Raw genomic sequence first — 17,500 nt, 5'->3', positions numbered from 1 at the left:
TGTCACAAAAGGTAATGCATGCTCAAATTGAATCGCGGCTTCTGTGTGCTTGACTATGCTCAATCCTGGGGCTTGAAGCATGGCATCGGACGCACAAACCCGTACAATGCCGGGCTGTAACAGAATGTTCGTGGTGCGCTGTGTTTTATAAAACCGGCAGCACAGTGTTAAAAGTAGTCTCAGTTGCGTTCGTTCACTTTTTTACCTGCCTGGATTGGGCAGTTTTTTATCGTCATTCAATAGATGGACGCGCCTCGGGCGCAGGAAAAGAAGCGTTTTGAAGAAATCCACCGAAGCACCAAAAACAGTCGTTCCGCTCTGGCGCCAACAGTTGCACTACCGGCTCAAGGAAGGTGCATTGATCGCCATCGGTGCCTTGTGCCTGTTCCTGATGATGGCTTTGCTGACCTATGGCAAGGACGATCCGGGCTGGAGCCACAACAGCAAGATCGACGATGTACAGAATTTCGGCGGCCCGGCGGGCTCCTACAGCGCTGATATCCTGTTCATGGTGCTGGGTTACTTCGCCTACATCTTCCCGTTGCTGCTGGCGATCAAGGCCTGGCAGATTTTCCGCCAGCGTCATGAGCCGTGGCAGTGGAGCGGCTGGCTGTTCTCCTGGCGCCTGATCGGTCTGGTGTTTCTGGTGCTGTCCGGCGCGGCGCTGGCGCATCTGCATTTCCATGCAGCGTCGGGTCTGCCGGCGGGTGCCGGTGGCGCGTTGGGTGAGAGCCTCGGCAATCTGGCAAAGAACGCACTGAACATTCAGGGCAGCACGCTGTTGTTCATTGCGCTGTTCCTGTTCGGCCTGACCGTGTTTACCGACCTGTCGTGGTTCAAGGTGATGGACATCACCGGCAAGATCACCCTCGACCTGTTCGAACTGTTTCAGGGCGCCCTCAATCGCTGGTGGTCGGCGCGTACCGAGCGCAAGCAACTGGTCGCGCAACTGCGTGAAGTCGACGACCGTGTGCATGACGTGGTCGCGCCGACGGTCACCGACAAACGTGAGCAGGCCAAAGTCAAAGAACGCCTGATCGAACGTGAGCAAGCCCTCAGCAAGCACATGTCCGATCGCGAGAAACAAGTTCCGCCGGTCATTGCGCCAGCCCCGGCCAAAGCGCCCGAGCCAAGCAAGCGCGTGCAGAAAGAGAAACAGGTGCCGTTGTTCGTCGACAGCGCCGTGGAAGGTACCTTGCCGCCGATCTCGATTCTTGATCCGGCGGAAAAGAAACAACTCAATTACTCACCAGAATCCCTGGCGGCGGTCGGCCATTTGCTGGAGATCAAACTCAAGGAGTTCGGTGTCGAGGTCACGGTGGATTCGATTCATCCGGGCCCGGTGATTACCCGTTACGAAATTCAGCCTGCCGCCGGCGTCAAAGTCAGCCGCATCGCCAACCTGGCCAAAGACCTTGCACGTTCGCTGGCCGTGACCAGTGTGCGGGTGGTCGAGGTGATTCCGGGCAAGACCACCGTCGGTATCGAGATCCCCAACGAAGACCGGCAGATCGTGCGCTTCTCCGAAGTGCTGTCGACGCCTGAATACGACAACTTCAAGTCGCCGGTCACTCTGGCGCTGGGGCATGACATCGGTGGTAAGCCGGTGATCACTGACCTGGCGAAGATGCCGCACTTGCTGGTGGCCGGTACCACCGGTTCCGGTAAGTCGGTGGGTGTGAACGCGATGATCCTGTCGATCCTATTCAAGTCCGGCCCGGAAGACGCCAAGCTGATCATGATCGACCCGAAGATGTTGGAACTGTCGATCTACGAAGGCATTCCGCACCTGCTGTGCCCGGTCGTCACCGACATGAAAGATGCTGCCAACGCCCTGCGCTGGAGCGTGGCCGAGATGGAGCGCCGCTACAAGCTGATGGCGAAGATGGGCGTGCGTAACCTGTCCGGCTTCAACGCCAAGGTCAAGGAAGCCCAGGACGCCGGCGAGCCGTTGAGCGATCCGCTGTACAAGCGCGAAAGCATCCACGACGAAGCACCATTGCTGCAGAAATTGCCAACGATCGTCGTGGTGGTCGACGAATTCGCCGACATGATGATGATCGTCGGCAAAAAGGTTGAAGAGCTGATCGCCCGTATCGCCCAGAAGGCCCGTGCGGCAGGTATTCACTTGATCCTCGCGACCCAGCGGCCGTCGGTGGACGTGATCACCGGTCTGATCAAGGCCAACATTCCGACGCGTATGGCGTTCCAGGTGTCGAGCAAGATCGACTCCCGCACCATCATCGATCAGGGTGGCGCCGAACAACTGCTCGGCCACGGTGACATGCTTTACATGCCGCCGGGCACCAGCCTGCCGATCCGGGTTCACGGTGCATTCGTATCCGACGATGAAGTACACCGTGTGGTAGAAGCGTGGAAACTGCGCGGCGCACCGGAATACAACGACGACATCCTCAACGGTGTCGAAGAAGCCGGCAGCGGTTTTGAAGGCAGCAGCGGTGGCGGCGACGGCGACGATCCGGAAGCCGACGCGCTGTATGACGAAGCTGTGCAGTTCGTGCTGGAAAGTCGTCGCGCCTCGATTTCCGCGGTACAGCGCAAGTTGAAGATCGGCTACAACCGCGCCGCACGGATGATCGAAGCCATGGAAATGGCCGGGGTCGTCACCTCGATGAACACCAACGGTTCCCGTGAAGTCCTGGCCCCGGGCCCGGTACGCGACTGATTGCAAACGCAAGAGGCGGGACAATGATGTGCCGCCGCTCTCCCAACGAGTATTCAAGAGGACTCCCATGCGTCTTATCCGCATGCTGCTGCCAGTACTGGCGCTGACCACGCTCACGGCCCACGCCGATGACAAGGACGTGGCGCGTCTGACCCAATTGCTGGAAACATCCAAGACCCTGAGCGCGAACTTCTCGCAGCTGACCCTCGACGGCAGCGGTACGCAGTTGCAGGAAACCACCGGCGACATGACCCTGCAGCGTCCGGGCCTGTTCTACTGGCACACCAATGCGCCGGCCGAGCAGACCATGGTCTCCGACGGCAAGAAAGTCACTCTGTGGGACCCGGATCTGGAGCAGGCAACCATCAAGAAGCTCGACGAGCGCCTGACCCAGACCCCGGCGCTGCTGCTGTCCGGTGATGTGTCAAAGATCAGCCAGAGCTTCGACATCAGCGCGAAAGAGGCGGGCGGCGTGATCGACTTCACCCTCAAGCCGAAAACCAGGGACACCCTGTTCGACAACCTGCGCCTGTCGTTCCGCAACGGTCTGCTCAATGACATGCAACTGATCGACAGCGTCGGCCAGCGGACCAACATCCTGTTTACCGGGGTCAAGGCCAACGAGCCTGTACCGGCATCGAAGTTCAAGTTCGACATCCCCAAGGGTGCGGACGTGATCCAGGAATAAACACGAAACCCTTTGTAGGAGTGAGCCTGCTCGCGATTCGATTTGTCAGTCACATCTTCATCGTCTGACCCACCGCTATCGCGAGCAGGCTCACTCCTACAGGGTCAATGATCGGCAAAATAGAGGTTTCAACGCTACGTGATGGATCTGTTTCGCAGTGCACCGATTGCCCAGCCACTGGCCGCGCGTTTGCGCGCGACCAATCTGGATGAGTACGTCGGTCAGGAGCACGTGCTCGCTCGCGGCAAGCCTCTGCGTGAGGCGCTGGAGCAGGGTGCCCTGCATTCGATGATCTTCTGGGGCCCGCCGGGCGTGGGTAAAACCACCCTGGCGCGATTGCTCGCGGAAGTCTCCGATGCGCACTTCGAAACGGTCTCGGCAGTGCTCGCCGGGGTCAAGGAGATCCGTCAGGCTGTTGAAATCGCCAAGCAGCAAGCCGGCCAGTACGGCAAGCGCACGATTCTGTTCGTCGATGAAGTGCACCGTTTCAACAAGTCCCAGCAGGACGCGTTCCTGCCGTACGTTGAAGACGGCACGCTGATCTTCATCGGCGCCACCACCGAAAACCCATCGTTCGAACTCAACAACGCCTTGTTGTCGCGCGCCCGCGTCTACGTGCTGAAAAGCCTCGACGAAGCGGCGCTGCGCAAACTGGTGCACCGTGCGCTCACTGAAGAGCGTGGCCTGGGCAAGCGCAACCTGACGTTGAATGATGAAGGCTTCCAGATGTTGCTGTCGGCCGCCGATGGCGATGGCCGGCGTTTGCTCAATCTGCTGGAAAACGCCTCGGATCTGGCCGAAGACAATAGCGAAATCGGCACTGAACTGCTGCAAAGCCTGCTCGGCGATACGCGTCGGCGTTTCGACAAGGGCGGCGAAGCGTTCTACGACCAGATTTCGGCGCTGCACAAGTCGGTGCGCGGCTCCAACCCTGACGGCGCGCTGTACTGGTTCGCGCGGATGATCGACGGCGGTTGCGATCCGCTGTACCTGGCTCGGCGCGTGGTGCGCATGGCCAGCGAAGACATCGGCAACGCCGATCCGCGCGCCCTTAGCCTGTGCCTCGCGGCGTGGGAAGTGCAGGAACGCCTCGGCAGTCCGGAAGGCGAGTTGGCCGTGGCCCAGGCCATTACTTATCTGGCCTGCGCGCCGAAGAGCAATGCGGTGTACATGGGCTTCAAAACCGCTCTGCGTGCCGCTGCTGAGAACGGCTCGCTGGAAGTGCCGCTGCACTTGCGCAACGCACCGACCAAACTGATGAAACAATTGGGCTACGGTGACGAATACCGCTACGCCCATGACGAGCCGGACGCCTATGCCGCCGGCGAAGACTATTTCCCGGAAGAGCTCGATCCCATTCCGTTCTACCAACCGGTGCCGCGCGGCCTGGAGTTGAAGATCGGCGAGAAGCTCAACCATCTCGCCCAACTCGATCGTTTAAGCCCTCGGCAGCGGAGAAAATAGTGCTTCCATTGATTGTTGCGGTCTCCGTCGGGGGTGTCGCTGGCACCTTGTTGCGCTTCGCCACCGGCAATTGGGTCAACGCCAATTGGCCGCGGCACTTCTATACCGCGACGCTGGCCGTTAATATCGTGGGCTGTCTGTTGATTGGCGTGCTGTACGGCCTGTTTTTGATACGCCCGGAAGTACCGATCGAGGTGCGTGCCGGGTTGATGGTCGGCTTCCTCGGGGGGCTGACGACTTTTTCATCCTTTTCACTGGATACGGTGCGCCTGCTGGAAAGCGGGCAAGTGCCGCTGGCCCTGGGCTATGCGGCACTCAGCGTATTCGGCGGGCTGCTCGCGACGTGGGCTGGCCTGTCTTTGACCAAACTTTGATAACGAGAAACCGACATGCTCGATTCCAAACTGTTACGTAGCAACCTTCAGGACGTAGCGGACCGCCTGGCTTCCCGTGGCTTTGCCCTGGATACCGCGCGCATCGAAGCGCTGGAAGAACAGCGCAAGACCGTCCAGACCCGCACCGAAGCACTGCAGGCTGAGCGTAACGCGCGTTCCAAATCCATCGGTCAGGCCAAGCAGCGCGGCGAAGACATCGCGCCGTTGATGGCGGACGTCGAGCGCATGGCGGGCGAACTGAGCGCCGGTAAAGTCGAACTGGACGCAATCCAGACCGAACTGGATTCGATCCTGCTCGGCATCCCGAACCTGCCACACGAATCCGTGCCGGTCGGCAAAGACGAAGACGACAACGTCGAAGTGCGCCGTTGGGGCACGCCGACTGCATTCGATTTCGAAGTGAAAGACCACGTGGCGCTGGGCGAGAAGTTCGGCTGGCTGGACTTTGAAACCGCCGCCAAACTGTCCGGCGCGCGTTTCGCCCTGTTGCGTGGCCCGATCGCCCGTCTGCACCGCGCACTGGCGCAGTTCATGATCAACCTGCACGTCAACGAGCACGGCTACGAAGAGGCCTACACGCCTTATCTGGTTCAGGCCCCGGCGCTGCAAGGCACCGGTCAACTGCCGAAGTTCGAAGAAGACCTGTTCAAGATCGCTCGCGAAGGCGAAGCCGATCTGTACTTGATCCCGACTGCCGAAGTGTCGCTGACCAACATCGTTGCCGGCGAAATCGTCGACTCGAAACTGCTGCCGATCAAGTTCGTTGCCCATACTCCGTGCTTCCGCAGTGAAGCCGGCGCATCGGGTCGTGACACTCGCGGCATGATTCGTCAGCACCAGTTCGACAAGGTTGAAATGGTCCAGATCGTTGAGCCGTCGACCTCGATGGAAGCGCTGGAAGGCCTGACCGCCAACGCCGAAAAAGTCCTGCAACTGCTCGGCCTGCCTTACCGCACGCTGGCGCTGTGCACCGGCGACATGGGCTTCAGCGCAGTCAAGACTTATGACCTCGAAGTGTGGATCCCGAGCCAGGACAAGTACCGCGAAATCTCGTCGTGCTCGAACTGCGGCGACTTCCAGGCCCGTCGTATGCAAGCGCGTTTCCGTAACCCGGAAACCGGCAAGCCTGAGCTGGTACACACTTTGAACGGTTCGGGTCTGGCAGTCGGCCGTACGCTGGTTGCCGTGCTGGAAAACTACCAGCAGGCCGACGGTTCGATCCGTGTGCCGGACGTGCTGAAGCCGTACATGGGTGGCCTTGAGGTCATCGGCTAAATGAAATATCTGCCGCTGTTTCACAACCTGCGCGGCAGTCGTGTGTTGGTCGTCGGTGGGGGGGAAATTGCCTTGCGCAAATCCCGCCTGCTGGCCGATGCCGGTGCGCTACTGCGGGTGGTCGCACCTGAAATCGAAACGCAACTGCGTGAACTGGTTACTGCCTCTGGCGGTGAATGCCTGTTGCGCGGTTACGTTGAGGCGGATCTGGACGGTTGCGGGCTGATCATTGCCGCCACCGACGATGAGACGCTGAACGCACAAGTTTCCACCGATGCTCACAAGCGCTGCGTGCCGGTCAACGTGGTCGATGCGCCTGCCTTGTGCAGCGTGATCTTCCCGGCGATCGTCGATCGCTCGCCGCTGATCATTGCCGTGTCCAGCGGCGGCGATGCGCCCGTGCTGGCGCGGTTGATTCGCGCCAAGATCGAAACCTGGATTCCGTCGACTTACGGTCAGTTGGCCGGACTCGCCGCGCGTTTCCGCAATCAGGTGAAAAGCCTGTTTCCGGATGTGCAGCAGCGTCGTGGCTTCTGGGAAGACGTGTTTCAAGGGCCGATTGCTGATCGACAGCTGGCCGGGCAGGGCGCCGAAGCCGAGCGTCTGCTGCAAGCCAAGATCGATGGCGAAGCCATGGTCACGACTGGCGAGGTTTATCTGGTCGGGGCAGGGCCGGGCGATCCGGATCTGCTGACCTTCAAGGCGTTGCGTCTGATGCAGCAAGCCGACGTGGTGCTCTACGACCGTTTGGTTGCACCTGCGATTCTTGAGCTGTGTCGTCGTGATGCCGAGCGGGTCTACGTTGGCAAGCGTCGGTCTGATCACGCCGTGCCGCAGGATCAGATCAACCAGCAACTGGTCGATCTGGCCAAGGCCGGCAAGCGCGTGGTGCGGTTGAAGGGCGGCGATCCGTTTATCTTTGGCCGTGGTGGCGAAGAGATCGAAGAGCTGGCTGCTCACGGCATTCCGTTTCAGGTCGTGCCAGGTATCACCGCGGCCAGCGGTTGTGCGGCGTATGCCGGGATTCCGCTGACGCATCGTGATTACGCGCAGTCGGTGCGTTTTGTCACCGGGCATTTGAAGGACGGTTCCACCGATCTGCCATGGGCCGACCTTGTCGCCCCGGCGCAGACGCTGGTGTTCTATATGGGCCTGGTCGGCTTGCCGGTCATTTGCGAACAACTGATCAAACATGGTCGTTCAGCGGATACCCCGGCGGCGTTGATTCAGCAGGGCACCACGGTCAATCAGCGAGTCTTCACCGGCACGCTGGCCGATCTGCCGCGATTGGTGGCGGAGCATGAAGTGCATGCGCCGACACTGGTGATCGTTGGTGAAGTGGTGCAACTGCGCGAGAAGCTGGCGTGGTTCGAAGGGGCTCAGGCGCAAGTCTAAGTCAGATCAAAAGATCGCAGCCTTCGGCAGCTCCTACATGAGAATGCGTTCCCTGTAGGAGCTGCCGAAGGCTGCGATCTTTTGCTTTTTGCTATTAACCCTTCAACCAAACCCCTTTCCCAGCCAACCGCGCCCGATCATGGGCCGCTGTGAAATCCTGCTCCGGCCCCTTCGGCACAACCCCAGTCGGATTGATCGTCTTGTGACTGCCGTAGTAGTGATTCTTGATGTGCTGGAAATCCACCGTCTCGGCAATCCCCGGCAACTGATACACCTCACGCAGCCAGTTCGAGAGATTCGGGTAATCGGCAATCCGCCGCAGGTTGCACTTGAAGTGGCCGTGGTACACCGCGTCAAACCGAATCATTGTAGTGAACAAGCGGATATCGGCTTCGGTCAGGTACTCACCCGACAAGTAGCGATTGGCGCCCAGCACCCGCTCCAGATGATCCAGCTCGGCAAACACCTCATCGAACGCTTCTTCATAAGCCTGTTGCGAGGTCGCGAAGCCTGCGCGATAGACACCGTTGTTTACCGCCGGATAGATCCGCTCGTTCAGCGCATCAATCTCGCCGCGTAATGGCGCGGGGTAGAAATCCAGATCATTGCCGGTCAGATCATCAAACGCGCTGTTGAACATGCGGATGATTTCCGCCGATTCATTGCTCACAATGCGTTTGAGCTTCTTGTCCCACAGCACTGGCACAGTAACGCGGCCGGTGTAGTCGGCAGTGTCGGCGGTGTAGCGCTGATGCATGAATTCAAAGCCATCAAGCTTGTCGCCCGTCGAGCCAAGTGCTTTGTCGAAGGTCCAGCCGTTCTCCAGCATCAACCAGCTGACTACCGAAACGTCGATCAGACCTTCCAGACCTTTGAGCTTGCGCAGGATCAGGGTGCGATGCGCCCATGGACAGGCGAGAGAAACGTAGAGGTGATAGCGCCCGGCTTCAGCGGCAAAACCGCATTCACCGCTCGGGCCGGGCTGGCCATCTGCGGTGACCCAGTTGCGGCGTTTGGCCTGTTCACGCTGGAACGCGCCGTCCTTGCTGCTTTCGTACCACTTGTCCTGCCAGCGGCCATCGACGAGTAAACCCATGATCAAGACTCCGTAAACCAATAATCGTTGGAGTCGAGTCTATTCCGATGAGTTCGAACAAAAAGCGCAAAGATCGGGCGTGAATGATCGGTTAAATCGATTTGTTCCGCGCGGCCCAGTATTGCTCGGCGGTTGCGAAGGCTTGTTCGCGGGGCTGGCCGAGGCCGCGCAAGGCCAGTGCCATCGTCGCAATCAGGGCCATTTGCGGGTAACTGTCGACCACGTCGCCGCGCCATACGGCTTTCAAATGTTCAACGTCGAGGGTCGCCGGTTTGACGTGGCGTTGCGCCGACAATTGCGGCCATTCCTCGTCCCAGCTCTCGCCACCGGTGGTGCCGTAGAGGTGGCTGTCGGCATCCGGGTTGATCTCGATTTCGCCGCCATCACCCTTGACCACAATGGCCGTGTCGCCGAGCAGGCCGCTGGCATCACGGTGCACCGCCTGATAGCCGGGGTGGAAAATACTTTGCAGGCCGCAGCGTGCGCCCAACGGATTGAGAATCCGCGCCAGGGAATGGATCGGCGAACGCAGGCCCAGGGTGTTGCGCAGGTCGATCATGTTCTGCAACTGCGGCGCCCAGTCCACCAGCGGCATGAATGCCAGTCCGCCGTTGTCCAGCGCTGTGCCGACCTGCTGCCAGGTGCGGCACAACGGAATGTTCAACTCACCAAGCAGTTGCTCGCTGTACAACCGCCCGGCCGTGTGTGCGCCGCCGCCGTGCATGAAAATGCGCACGCCGTTCTGTGCCAGACACTTGGCCGCCAGCAGATACCACGGCAGATGGCGCTTCTTGCCAGCGTAAGTCGGCCAGTCCAGATCGACGTTCAATGTGGGTGCCTGCAAACGTGCGCGCAGGGCTTCGCTGAACCCGGCCATCTCCTCGGCGCTTTCTTCCTTGTGTCGCAGCAACATCAGGAAAGCGCCGAGCTGGGTGTCTTCAACCTTGTCGTCAAGCACCATGCCCATGGCTTCCCGGGCTTCTTCGCGCGTTAAATCACGGGCGCCGCGTTTGCCCTTGCCGAGAATTCGCACGAATTGGGCGAACGGGTGTTCGGCGGGCGTTTCTAGAGTCAGCGCTGGAAAATCGGTCATAAGCAATTCGTCGGTTTGGGCAGGCCCGCCAGTTTCGCGGCGAGTTTGGCAGGGGTGCCTTTGAACAGTCGGTTCAGGTGCAGGCTGTTGCCTTTGTCCGGGCCGAGTTTCAACGCGGTGTACTTGATCAGCGGTCGGGTGGCCGGGGATAGCTGGAATTCTTCGTAGAAGCTGCGCAGCAGTTCGAGGACTTCCCAGTGCTCGGGCGTCAACTCGATGTCTTCGGCGGCGGCGAGGGCGCTGGCGACGTCTGTCGACCAGTCACTCAGGTCGGCGAGGAAGCCGTCCTTGTCCAGTTCGATGGCGCGGGCGCCGACGGTCATGGAGTTCATAGCCAGCTGTTGACCTTGTCGTGGTGAATCGACAGTTCGACGAAGGCGGGATAATCGATGGCTTCGGCCCAGTTCGGCACTGCGATGGCGCGCGCCTGGGCATCCTCGGCCAGAACGAACAATTTGATCTGGCAGCTTTGCAATGCGCTAAACGGTGCGGTGCCCGCTTGCAATGCATAGACCGCGTCGCCGGACAGCAGCAGGGCATCAGCGGTGCCGATCAGGCGCAGACAACTGCTCAGGCGAGCATCGCCGAACGGGGAATGAGACAACACATGCAAAGTCGACATCAGAGGGTGATCACCTGGTCGTAACGGTCAATAAGGGCGGTGATTTGCTCGGCGGCCAGCGGCTGTGCTTCGTCCAGCGACAGATTGTTCAGGCCGCGAGTGATGGCGCTGTCGGCGCAATAGAACAGCTCTTCGACACCAAACATCGGCAGCGCCTGCAGGTTGGCGCTGAGGTCTTTCTGCTGCAGGGCCTTGGCGTTTTGCCCGGCGCTGAGTTGCAGCACGCCGTCATCGAGAAACAGCAAACCGATCGGTAGATCGAACGCGCCGCCGGCCAGCACAATGTCCAGCGCTTCGCGGGCACCGGGGCCAGACCACGGTGATTGGCGGCTGATGAGCAACAGGGATTTAGCCATCTCACGCACCTCCGAAGCAGATCAGGCGATCGGCATCTTGTACTGCGTCATGCAACTGGCCGAGACCGGACAATTCCCACGGCGCACTGACGGAGACGGCGTCACGCTGATAGCGCTTGGCTTCTTCAGCATTCAGCGCACCACGGCGCAGGGCCGCAGCGATGCACACCACACCGTCCAGCTTCTGTTCGCTGATGAACGCGCGCCATTGTTTGGGCAGGTCCAGTTCGTCCTGCGGAGTGACGACCGCATCCGAGGCGTTATAGACGCCGTCCTGATAGAAAAACAGCCGGACAATCTCATGCCCGCCGGCCAGCGCAGCCTGCGCAAACAGCAGGGCGCGGCGCGAGGAGGGCGCATGGGCGGCGGAAAACAGCGCAATGGCGAACTTCATGACGGACTCGATCAGCAAAACTGCGGCCATGATAAAGCATTGCAGACCGCAAAGGATCGCAGCGCTTACAGGGAAGCACGATCTCTGTAGGAGCTGCGGCACGCTGCGATCTGTTGATCTTGATTCTGAAAAACAAGATCAACAGATCGCAGCCTCGTTTCACTCGACAGCTCCTACAGGGAAACCGGGGAAGGCGTTTATTAGCGAGGCATGTAACCCAACTGCCAGCGCCGCGGGATTTTCAGGGAGAGCAGCCCGATCATCGCGGCCAGCAACCCGCTGACGAACATCGCTTTGAGCCCCAGATGATGTTCCAGTACCGCCCCCAGAATCGCGCCGATAAACATCCCGCTCCATGGCACCAGTTGCACCCGCCAGCCGCTGCGCCGTTCGCCAAGCATCCAGCGACCCAATCCACGGCCGAATCGCGACAATGCGCCAGTCACGTAAGTGAGCCCGACCGGCAAGCCGTTTACCTCTTCGACCGCCGCATTGAGCATGCCCATCGCAATAATTGCCGCCATCAGCGCCGGCAGTTGCGTGTCGAATGGCCAGACCGCCGCTGCGCACAGCAGGGTAGCGATACATAGCAGCAGCGGCAGCGCCCGGCGTCCACCCAAGCGCGCAACTACAACACCCAAAGCATTACCGACAACGAAAGTTGCGACGAGAATCACCAGACGCACGGTCAGCCCGACATCGCCATCACTGATCGCCACAGCGAGTCGAGTGGTGTTGCCGCTCATGAACGAGACGAAGTCGCCGCTGGCCATAAAGCCGATGGCGTCGGTCATTCCGGCCAGTACCGAGAGGCTGGCCACCAGTGCCAGACCCACCCGCCCGCGCCACTTCTGCGTGTGCAGATGGCCGGGGCTGGCGCGGTGAGTCGAGACGGATGGCAGCATGAGTGGCGGTGTCCTTTCGCGGTGGTTACGGTTCTATGCCATACAGATCGCAATATTCCAGCCAATCCATTCCGGCCATCTCCGCGACTTCACGATGTACGTCCAGGCGCTGCGCCTGATACTCCTCAGGCGAATCAGCGGTCAGTTGCAAGGTCAACTCCCAGGCGAACAGACCGAGACTTTCCGCCTCGGCCTCAAACGCTTCATGCAGTCGTTCTTCACGATACTGCGCCTGCGTTTCGCCTTTGGCCTGGGCCAGCAACGGGTTGAGGTGGTCGAGGGTTTCGCGCAGTTCGGGACGCGCGTCGAGAAACACTTTCAGGGCATGTTCATGTCGCTGGTCGGTAGGCGCCATGTGTTTTCCTTGTGAGGCTGATGACCTTAGGTTGCCGCAGCGGCCCGCGCGTGTCGCGCTATAAATGCAGTAAAGCAGAACGATTTCTGCTGCTGCGGTGATACAGTCCGCTTTTTTCTGAATGAGCGAATGCAATGCGAATTCTGATGGTAGCGCTGGCGGCGACGCTGCTGGCCGGTTGCGCCGGTTCGGTGATGGACGATGCTCGCACCAAAGCCCCCTATAAAGTACTGACTTCGGACAAAGCCGAAAAAGTCGTGGCGCAGTGTGTGCAGTTCGGCTGGCAGGACGAGGCGGTATTCGGCGTCGATGCGGCGGCGTATCTGGAACCGCGCAAATCGGGCGGTACGACGGTGTATACCCGTTCGGCGGAGTCGTTTGTCGACGTGATCACTCAAGCTTCGGGCACGACGCTGAATTACTACGCGCAGAAGGATGACTTTGTCGCCAAGCGCCGGTTGGCGGCTTTAGCGACCTGCCTCTGATCATGCGCTGAAGCGGCTGCCACCTTCGTCGGAACGCCGCCCGGAGCAGGCTCGCTCCCACATTTCGCAATGCGTTCCAATGTGGGAGCGAGCCTGCTCGCGAAGGGGCCGGTATATTCAACCTACAAGTCGCTTCTGGAAAAAGTGCCGTTTGTGCCCCGGCGGATAATCGACAATCTCCCCAAACTGGCTATACCCCAGTTTCTTGTAGAACTCCGGTGCCTGAAAGTCGAACGTGTCGAGCCATGCGCCGATGCAGCCTTTCTCACGCGCCAGCTCTTCGGCCATGCGCATCAGCTTCGATCCAATACCTTGACCCCGGCCAGCTTCAGGCACCGACAGCAAATCGATGAACAACCATTGGCAGACCAAACGGCCGTAAAGTCCGCCCAGAATCTGGTCGTTATCGTCACGCACCAGCAGGGTGAGCGGCTCGGATACAGCAATCCCGGCCTTGGCCACGTTATAGGCGTGCAGGGGGGCCAAAATGGCCTGACGTTCTTCTTCTGTTGAGTTTTGCGACAACTCGATACGCAGGTTCATGCATGACTTCCTTGTGGTTTGAATTTGCAGCCTATCCTGCCCCGCAGCCATCTTCCAAGCCCTTCTTCAACCCGGTGGAACTGCCGCTCTTACGTCGGGGTCTAGCCTTTACAGCGTCATTCCAGCACGCGGTTGATGAGGATCCCCCATGAATATTTTCGAAGCCCTTCGCGAAAGCCATGACCGCCAGCGTGGCTACGCCAAGACCTTGATCGAAACCAGCGGCGATACGCCGGAACGGGTCGAAGCTTACAAACAGCTCAAGGCAGAACTCCAGGCACACGAAACGGCCGAAGAACGTCACTTCTACATTCCACTGATGGAGTTCGATAACGGCGTCGATCTGAGCCGCCATGCCATCGCTGAACACCATGAAATGGACGAGATGATGGAAGAACTCGACGAGACCGAGATGTCCAGTCCGGCGTGGTTGGCAACCGCGAAGAAGCTTTCGGACAAGGTTCATCATCATTTAAAGGAAGAAGAGCAGAAGTTCTTCCAGATGGCCGGAAAATTGCTCAACGAGAAACAGAAAGTACAACTCGCCGGACAGTACGAAAAGGAGTTCAAGGCACAGTTGCCGTGAGTACTGAATGGCAGTTTTTGCAGCATTGGCGTGTAATCTTTTGGCGTCATCTCAGGTGGGCGTTATCGTAATTGACTGTATATGCATCCAGTATTTTCAGTGTTTTTACGTCTTGAGGCCGTCGACTGCGACAAAACCGCCGATGGACAAAAAATCCGTCTCCGTTAGCTTGAAGGCCTCTCCTCGGAAAGGAGAGTTCTTAAATCAACGGAGTGAAAAACATGAATCAACCACACGCACAAACCCAACTGCGACACGGTCGTGTCATCTCCCCTGCGAGCCGCGGTGCGGTGGCGATCGAGCAAGGATTGCTCGGCGCCTGGCAGGTCAACGAAATGGAAGGCGGGAAGAATTTCCCGGCACTGGCAGCGGGGCCGTTTCCGGCCCCTTACCAGAGCGACTCGGACAGTGTCACGCCACCGGCCGACGGCTACATTCTCAGCGGCGGCAAGAACGATGCCCGCGATTGCGTGAACTTCACCAATGAAGAGATGAGCAAGAAACTCGCTCGCCCGTTCACCTGGCCGCTGCTCAATGTCACGCCGGGGCAGACCCTCGAAATCAAATGGGAATACACCGCGCCGCACACCACCCGCGGCTACCGCTGGCTGATCACCAAGGATGGCTGGGACCCGAAACAACGCATCAGCCGCGCGCAACTGGAGGCGCAACCGTTTTTCGAGGACTTCTACACTCAGGTGCCTTATTACAGCTATCCGAATGAGCTGAAGGCCAAGGTCAATCACGCGGTGAAACTGCCAGCCAACAAGAGGGGCCATCACGTGATCGTGCTGATGTGGATCGTTGCCAACACCGGTAACGCCTTCTATCAGGCCTTCGACGTCGACTTCAAATAACGGCGCTGCGTCGTCAAACCCACACGTTCTGAAGGATTAGAACATGTCAAATATCGACTTTTCTTTAATGCAAAACCCGGCGAGCGATGCCGCTTCGCTGATGCCGAGCATTGCCGGCAAAAAGATCCTCATGGGCTTCTGGCACAACTGGCCAGCGGGGGCGAGCGATGGTTATCGCCAGGGCCGCTTTGCCAGCCTCTCGCTGGAGGAAGTGCCCAAGGAGTACAACGTCGTTGCAGTGGCCTTCATGAAGGGCAGCGGCATTCCGACCTTCAAGCCGTTCAACGTGTCCGATGCCGAGTTCCGCCGCCAGGTCGGCGTGCTCAACAGTCAGGGTCGGGCCGTGCTGATCTCCCTCGGCGGTGCCGATGCGCACATCGAATTGCGCAGCGGCCAGGAACAGCCATTGGCCAATGAAATCATCCGTCTGGTGGAAACCTACGGCTTCGACGGACTGGACATCGATCTTGAACAGAGCGCGATTGATTTCGCTGCCAACAAGACCGTCCTCCCGGCTGCGCTGAAACTGGTCAAGGATCACTACGCAGGCCAGGGCAAACACTTCATCATCAGCATGGCCCCGGAGTTCCCGTACCTGACCAGCACCGGTAAATACATAAGCTACCTGCAAGCGCTGGAAGGCTACTACGACTTTATCGCCCCGCAGTTCTATAACCAGGGTGGAGACGGTGTCTGGGTACCGGAAGCCAACAACGGCGCAGGTGCGTGGATTGCGCAGAACAACGACCCGCTGAAAGAGGATTTCCTCTACTACCTGACAGAGAGTCTGGTGACCGGCACGCGCGGCTTCACCCGGATCCCGGCGGACAAGTTCGTCATCGGCCTGCCCGCCAACAACGATGCGGCGGCCACCGGTTATGTGATCGATAAAACCGTGGTCGGTAATGTGCTCAAGCGTCTGGCTATCAAGGGGATACCGATCAAAGGCCTGATGACCTGGTCGGTGAATTGGGACAATGGCACCAGCAAGGATCGTGTGCCGTATAGCTGGGAATTCAGCCGGCGTTATGGGCCGTTGATTCACGGGGTCTCTTTCACCGGGCAGGCTGTCGATGACACGCGTTCACTCATCGCTCGGTAGTTGCAAATAAAGAAGCCCGGTAGCGCTGCCGGGCTTTTCTTATTTTTCGGTCAGACGCTGGAACGATTGGCTGTTGGGGTTTTTTGAACGTTTGCACCCCTTGGAAATGATGAGGGTTGCCGTGACACCTGAAAAACTGAAGGCAAGGAAGAGAGAGTCCCGAGTTGGCTGTCGTTTATAAATGATTCGGGGAACAAGGATCCGGGGTCGCTGATGGATGATGCGACCGTGCCGATGTATTTATCAAATTAAGGGGCGTGATTTGAGCCGCTCATCTTACAAAGGCTTCTGGTATTATTTATAACTCAGAACCATCAAAAGGGGAGTTTAGCCATTTGTAGTAAAACTCGCGCTGTTCCTCCAGGCTTTTTGCTAAGTTATTTTCTTCGTAATCAAATATTTGGACAATGTCTTCAAAAGTTGCGGCCTTACCATTCTTAAGTTCGTAAGCGATCACGCCGCCACTCATTTGTGAGCACATTCTTGATGGGGTTACGTTTAGTTTTGCCCCTTTGCACATAAAAATAACATCAGGGTGATCCTGTCTTATTTTTGCTAGGCATAGATAGTGATCAGTAGACTCGTCGGTCTTGGTGAAGCCATTTTGCATGGAGAAATTTATAGTGCTTTTTATCGAGTCGTAATAAATAGTGGTCTCTTCTCTAGCGCCATCGACGATAAGTGATATTTTTCTGTACTCCATTATTGCTCTCTCTTAGGGGTATGTTAAAAAGGCCTGCGGTGTATTTCTTGGTAGGTGCTGAGTATTCGGTGCAGGTATGTGTGTCGGGGTTGAATTTCTCTTTTTAAGTCTTTAAAGATTTAATCCAGCGAAAGTAAAAGGCTTTTTGAACCTCAAGGTCATTCGTTAAATTGTTGTCCTCGTAATCGAAGATGCGAACAATGTCAGACTCTTCGGTGGGTTGGCCATTAGTGAGTTCGTATGCGACCAAGCCAGTGGACATTTGTGATGTCATACGCGAAGGGTGAACATTTATTTTGGCGCCTTTGCATAGAAATTTGATGTCGGGGAAGTCTGCCCTGATTAGGCCGAAGCAAATATACAAGTCGGCAGCACTGCGTGTGCTGGTTTTACCGTCTTTCATAGTGAAGGTAAGTCTTTTTGTTTTTCGTTCTATCACAATATTTCCTGTTTCTCGCTTCAGATCTATAACGATCTCAACAGATATCGTTTTCATGCGT

20 protein-coding genes and 1 pseudogene are annotated in these 17,500 nt (G+C 58.2%); 10 read left to right on the top strand and 11 right to left on the bottom strand.

The annotated features are described in order from the left end of the window. Positions 1-277: 277 nt before the first annotated feature. From U6037_RS18175 to cysG, 6 genes are all read left to right on the top strand, one after another. Positions 278-2,686, top strand: a complete 2,409-nt coding sequence (locus tag U6037_RS18175) for a DNA translocase FtsK (RefSeq protein WP_150775028.1) — start codon at positions 278-280, stop codon at positions 2,684-2,686. 67 nt (positions 2,687-2,753) lie between these two features. After that, a complete protein-coding gene (lolA, locus tag U6037_RS18170; RefSeq protein WP_322844028.1) occupies positions 2,754-3,374 on the top strand; it encodes an outer membrane lipoprotein chaperone LolA in 621 nt (206 codons plus the stop codon). Between the two features lie 141 nt (positions 3,375-3,515). After that, entirely contained in the window at positions 3,516-4,838 is a 1,323-nt protein-coding gene (locus U6037_RS18165; RefSeq protein ID WP_034155144.1) for a replication-associated recombination protein A, read from the top strand. Continuing rightward, positions 4,838-5,212: a fluoride efflux transporter CrcB gene (crcB, locus tag U6037_RS18160; RefSeq protein WP_064390665.1), complete on the top strand. Its 375-nt coding sequence runs from the start codon at positions 4,838-4,840 to the stop codon at positions 5,210-5,212. Before U6037_RS18165 ends, crcB begins: the two co-directional genes overlap by 1 nt. 15 nt (positions 5,213-5,227) lie before the next feature. After that, the gene (serS, locus tag U6037_RS18155) at positions 5,228-6,508 is read left to right on the top strand and encodes a serine--tRNA ligase (protein WP_007908080.1); all 1,281 of its coding nucleotides are present in this window, start codon (positions 5,228-5,230) and stop codon (positions 6,506-6,508) included. Further along, a complete protein-coding gene (gene cysG, locus U6037_RS18150; protein ID WP_127928925.1) occupies positions 6,509-7,903 on the top strand; it encodes a siroheme synthase CysG in 1,395 nt (464 codons plus the stop codon). Positions 7,904-7,997: 94 nt separating this feature from the next. On the opposite strand, the gene U6037_RS18145 is transcribed toward cysG, so the two are convergent. From U6037_RS18145 to U6037_RS18110, 8 genes are all read right to left on the bottom strand, one after another. Next, complete coding sequence (locus U6037_RS18145; RefSeq protein WP_322844027.1) at positions 7,998-8,999, bottom strand: glutathione S-transferase family protein; 1,002 nt, start codon at positions 8,997-8,999, stop codon at positions 7,998-8,000. A 91-nt stretch (positions 9,000-9,090) separates the two neighbouring features. After that, positions 9,091-10,092, bottom strand: a complete 1,002-nt coding sequence (locus tag U6037_RS18140) for a glycosyl transferase family protein (protein ID WP_322844026.1) — start codon at positions 10,090-10,092, stop codon at positions 9,091-9,093. After that, on the bottom strand, positions 10,089-10,424 hold the full coding sequence (locus tag U6037_RS18135) for a TusE/DsrC/DsvC family sulfur relay protein (protein WP_322844025.1): 336 nt from the start codon (positions 10,422-10,424) through the stop codon (positions 10,089-10,091). Before U6037_RS18135 ends, U6037_RS18140 begins: the two co-directional genes overlap by 4 nt. Continuing rightward, positions 10,421-10,714, bottom strand: a complete 294-nt coding sequence (tusB, locus tag U6037_RS18130; protein ID WP_322844024.1) for a sulfurtransferase complex subunit TusB — start codon at positions 10,712-10,714, stop codon at positions 10,421-10,423. Before tusB ends, U6037_RS18135 begins: the two co-directional genes overlap by 4 nt. After that, positions 10,714-11,070, bottom strand: a complete 357-nt coding sequence (tusC, locus tag U6037_RS18125) for a sulfurtransferase complex subunit TusC (RefSeq protein ID WP_322844023.1) — start codon at positions 11,068-11,070, stop codon at positions 10,714-10,716. The genes tusB and tusC overlap by 1 nt, the downstream gene beginning before the upstream one ends. A 1-nt stretch (position 11,071) precedes the next feature. Then, on the bottom strand, positions 11,072-11,464 hold the full coding sequence (gene tusD, locus U6037_RS18120) for a sulfurtransferase complex subunit TusD (RefSeq protein ID WP_322844022.1): 393 nt from the start codon (positions 11,462-11,464) through the stop codon (positions 11,072-11,074). A gap of 200 nt (positions 11,465-11,664) precedes the next feature. After that, a complete protein-coding gene (locus tag U6037_RS18115; RefSeq protein ID WP_322844021.1) occupies positions 11,665-12,369 on the bottom strand; it encodes a YoaK family protein in 705 nt (234 codons plus the stop codon). Positions 12,370-12,394: 25 nt separating this feature from the next. Further along, on the bottom strand, positions 12,395-12,724 hold the full coding sequence (locus U6037_RS18110; RefSeq protein ID WP_322844020.1) for a DUF6388 family protein: 330 nt from the start codon (positions 12,722-12,724) through the stop codon (positions 12,395-12,397). A gap of 134 nt (positions 12,725-12,858) precedes the next feature. Here U6037_RS18110 and U6037_RS18105 point away from each other — a divergent pair, with 134 nt between their 5' ends. Beyond that, entirely contained in the window at positions 12,859-13,209 is a 351-nt protein-coding gene (locus U6037_RS18105) for a hypothetical protein (protein WP_322844019.1), read from the top strand. A gap of 117 nt (positions 13,210-13,326) precedes the next feature. Here the strand turns inward: U6037_RS18105 and U6037_RS18100 are convergent, their stop codons facing one another. Next, positions 13,327-13,752 (bottom strand): GNAT family N-acetyltransferase, encoded by a 426-nt coding sequence (locus U6037_RS18100; protein WP_322844018.1) that lies wholly within the window; start codon positions 13,750-13,752, stop codon positions 13,327-13,329. A gap of 148 nt (positions 13,753-13,900) precedes the next feature. Between U6037_RS18100 and U6037_RS18095 the strand changes: the two genes are divergently transcribed. From U6037_RS18095 to U6037_RS18085, 3 genes and pseudogenes are all read left to right on the top strand, one after another. Next, positions 13,901-14,338, top strand: a complete 438-nt coding sequence (locus U6037_RS18095) for a hemerythrin domain-containing protein (protein WP_322844017.1) — start codon at positions 13,901-13,903, stop codon at positions 14,336-14,338. Between the two features lie 221 nt (positions 14,339-14,559). Continuing rightward, complete coding sequence (locus U6037_RS18090; protein ID WP_150751079.1) at positions 14,560-15,195, top strand: lytic polysaccharide monooxygenase auxiliary activity family 9 protein; 636 nt, start codon at positions 14,560-14,562, stop codon at positions 15,193-15,195. A 43-nt stretch (positions 15,196-15,238) separates the two neighbouring features. Further along, positions 15,239-16,240: pseudogene (locus U6037_RS18085) on the top strand (chitinase); the annotation flags it as partial. Between the two features lie 355 nt (positions 16,241-16,595). Here the strand turns inward: U6037_RS18085 and U6037_RS18080 are convergent. Both U6037_RS18080 and U6037_RS18075 read right to left on the bottom strand, forming a co-directional pair. Then, the gene (locus U6037_RS18080) at positions 16,596-17,000 is read right to left on the bottom strand and encodes a hypothetical protein (protein ID WP_322844016.1); all 405 of its coding nucleotides are present in this window, start codon (positions 16,998-17,000) and stop codon (positions 16,596-16,598) included. Between the two features lie 103 nt (positions 17,001-17,103). Further along, positions 17,104-17,496 carry a hypothetical protein gene (locus tag U6037_RS18075; RefSeq protein ID WP_322844015.1) on the bottom strand — a complete coding sequence of 131 codons (393 nt, stop codon included), beginning with the start codon at positions 17,494-17,496 and terminating at the stop codon, positions 17,104-17,106. Between the last annotated feature and the right edge of the window lie 4 nt (positions 17,497-17,500).

It is taken from the genome of Pseudomonas sp. B33.4, assembly GCF_034555375.1.
In the GTDB taxonomy this organism is placed as follows: domain Bacteria; phylum Pseudomonadota; class Gammaproteobacteria; order Pseudomonadales; family Pseudomonadaceae; genus Aquipseudomonas.
Note: the sequence above shows the minus strand (reverse complement) of the source record. Positions and strands in the feature narration are given on the sequence as shown.

Coding starts and splice junctions, on each gene's coding strand:
- lolA (WP_322844028.1), top strand. CDS start 2,754: ATGCGTCTTATCCGCATGCTGCTGCCAGTACTGGCGCTGACCACGCTC.
- U6037_RS18165 (WP_034155144.1), top strand. CDS start 3,516: ATGGATCTGTTTCGCAGTGCACCGATTGCCCAGCCACTGGCCGCGCGT.
- serS (WP_007908080.1), top strand. CDS start 5,228: ATGCTCGATTCCAAACTGTTACGTAGCAACCTTCAGGACGTAGCGGAC.
- cysG (WP_127928925.1), top strand. CDS start 6,509: ATGAAATATCTGCCGCTGTTTCACAACCTGCGCGGCAGTCGTGTGTTG.
- U6037_RS18145 (WP_322844027.1), bottom strand. CDS start 8,999: ATGGGTTTACTCGTCGATGGCCGCTGGCAGGACAAGTGGTACGAAAGC.
- U6037_RS18140 (WP_322844026.1), bottom strand. CDS start 10,092: ATGACCGATTTTCCAGCGCTGACTCTAGAAACGCCCGCCGAACACCCG.
- U6037_RS18135 (WP_322844025.1), bottom strand. CDS start 10,424: ATGAACTCCATGACCGTCGGCGCCCGCGCCATCGAACTGGACAAGGAC.
- tusB (WP_322844024.1), bottom strand. CDS start 10,714: ATGTCGACTTTGCATGTGTTGTCTCATTCCCCGTTCGGCGATGCTCGC.
- tusC (WP_322844023.1), bottom strand. CDS start 11,070: ATGGCTAAATCCCTGTTGCTCATCAGCCGCCAATCACCGTGGTCTGGC.
- tusD (WP_322844022.1), bottom strand. CDS start 11,464: ATGAAGTTCGCCATTGCGCTGTTTTCCGCCGCCCATGCGCCCTCCTCG.
- U6037_RS18115 (WP_322844021.1), bottom strand. CDS start 12,369: ATGCTGCCATCCGTCTCGACTCACCGCGCCAGCCCCGGCCATCTGCAC.
- U6037_RS18110 (WP_322844020.1), bottom strand. CDS start 12,724: ATGGCGCCTACCGACCAGCGACATGAACATGCCCTGAAAGTGTTTCTC.
- U6037_RS18105 (WP_322844019.1), top strand. CDS start 12,859: ATGCGAATTCTGATGGTAGCGCTGGCGGCGACGCTGCTGGCCGGTTGC.
- U6037_RS18100 (WP_322844018.1), bottom strand. CDS start 13,752: ATGAACCTGCGTATCGAGTTGTCGCAAAACTCAACAGAAGAAGAACGT.
- U6037_RS18095 (WP_322844017.1), top strand. CDS start 13,901: ATGAATATTTTCGAAGCCCTTCGCGAAAGCCATGACCGCCAGCGTGGC.
- U6037_RS18090 (WP_150751079.1), top strand. CDS start 14,560: ATGAATCAACCACACGCACAAACCCAACTGCGACACGGTCGTGTCATC.
- U6037_RS18080 (WP_322844016.1), bottom strand. CDS start 17,000: ATGGAGTACAGAAAAATATCACTTATCGTCGATGGCGCTAGAGAAGAG.
- U6037_RS18075 (WP_322844015.1), bottom strand. CDS start 17,496: ATGAAAACGATATCTGTTGAGATCGTTATAGATCTGAAGCGAGAAACA.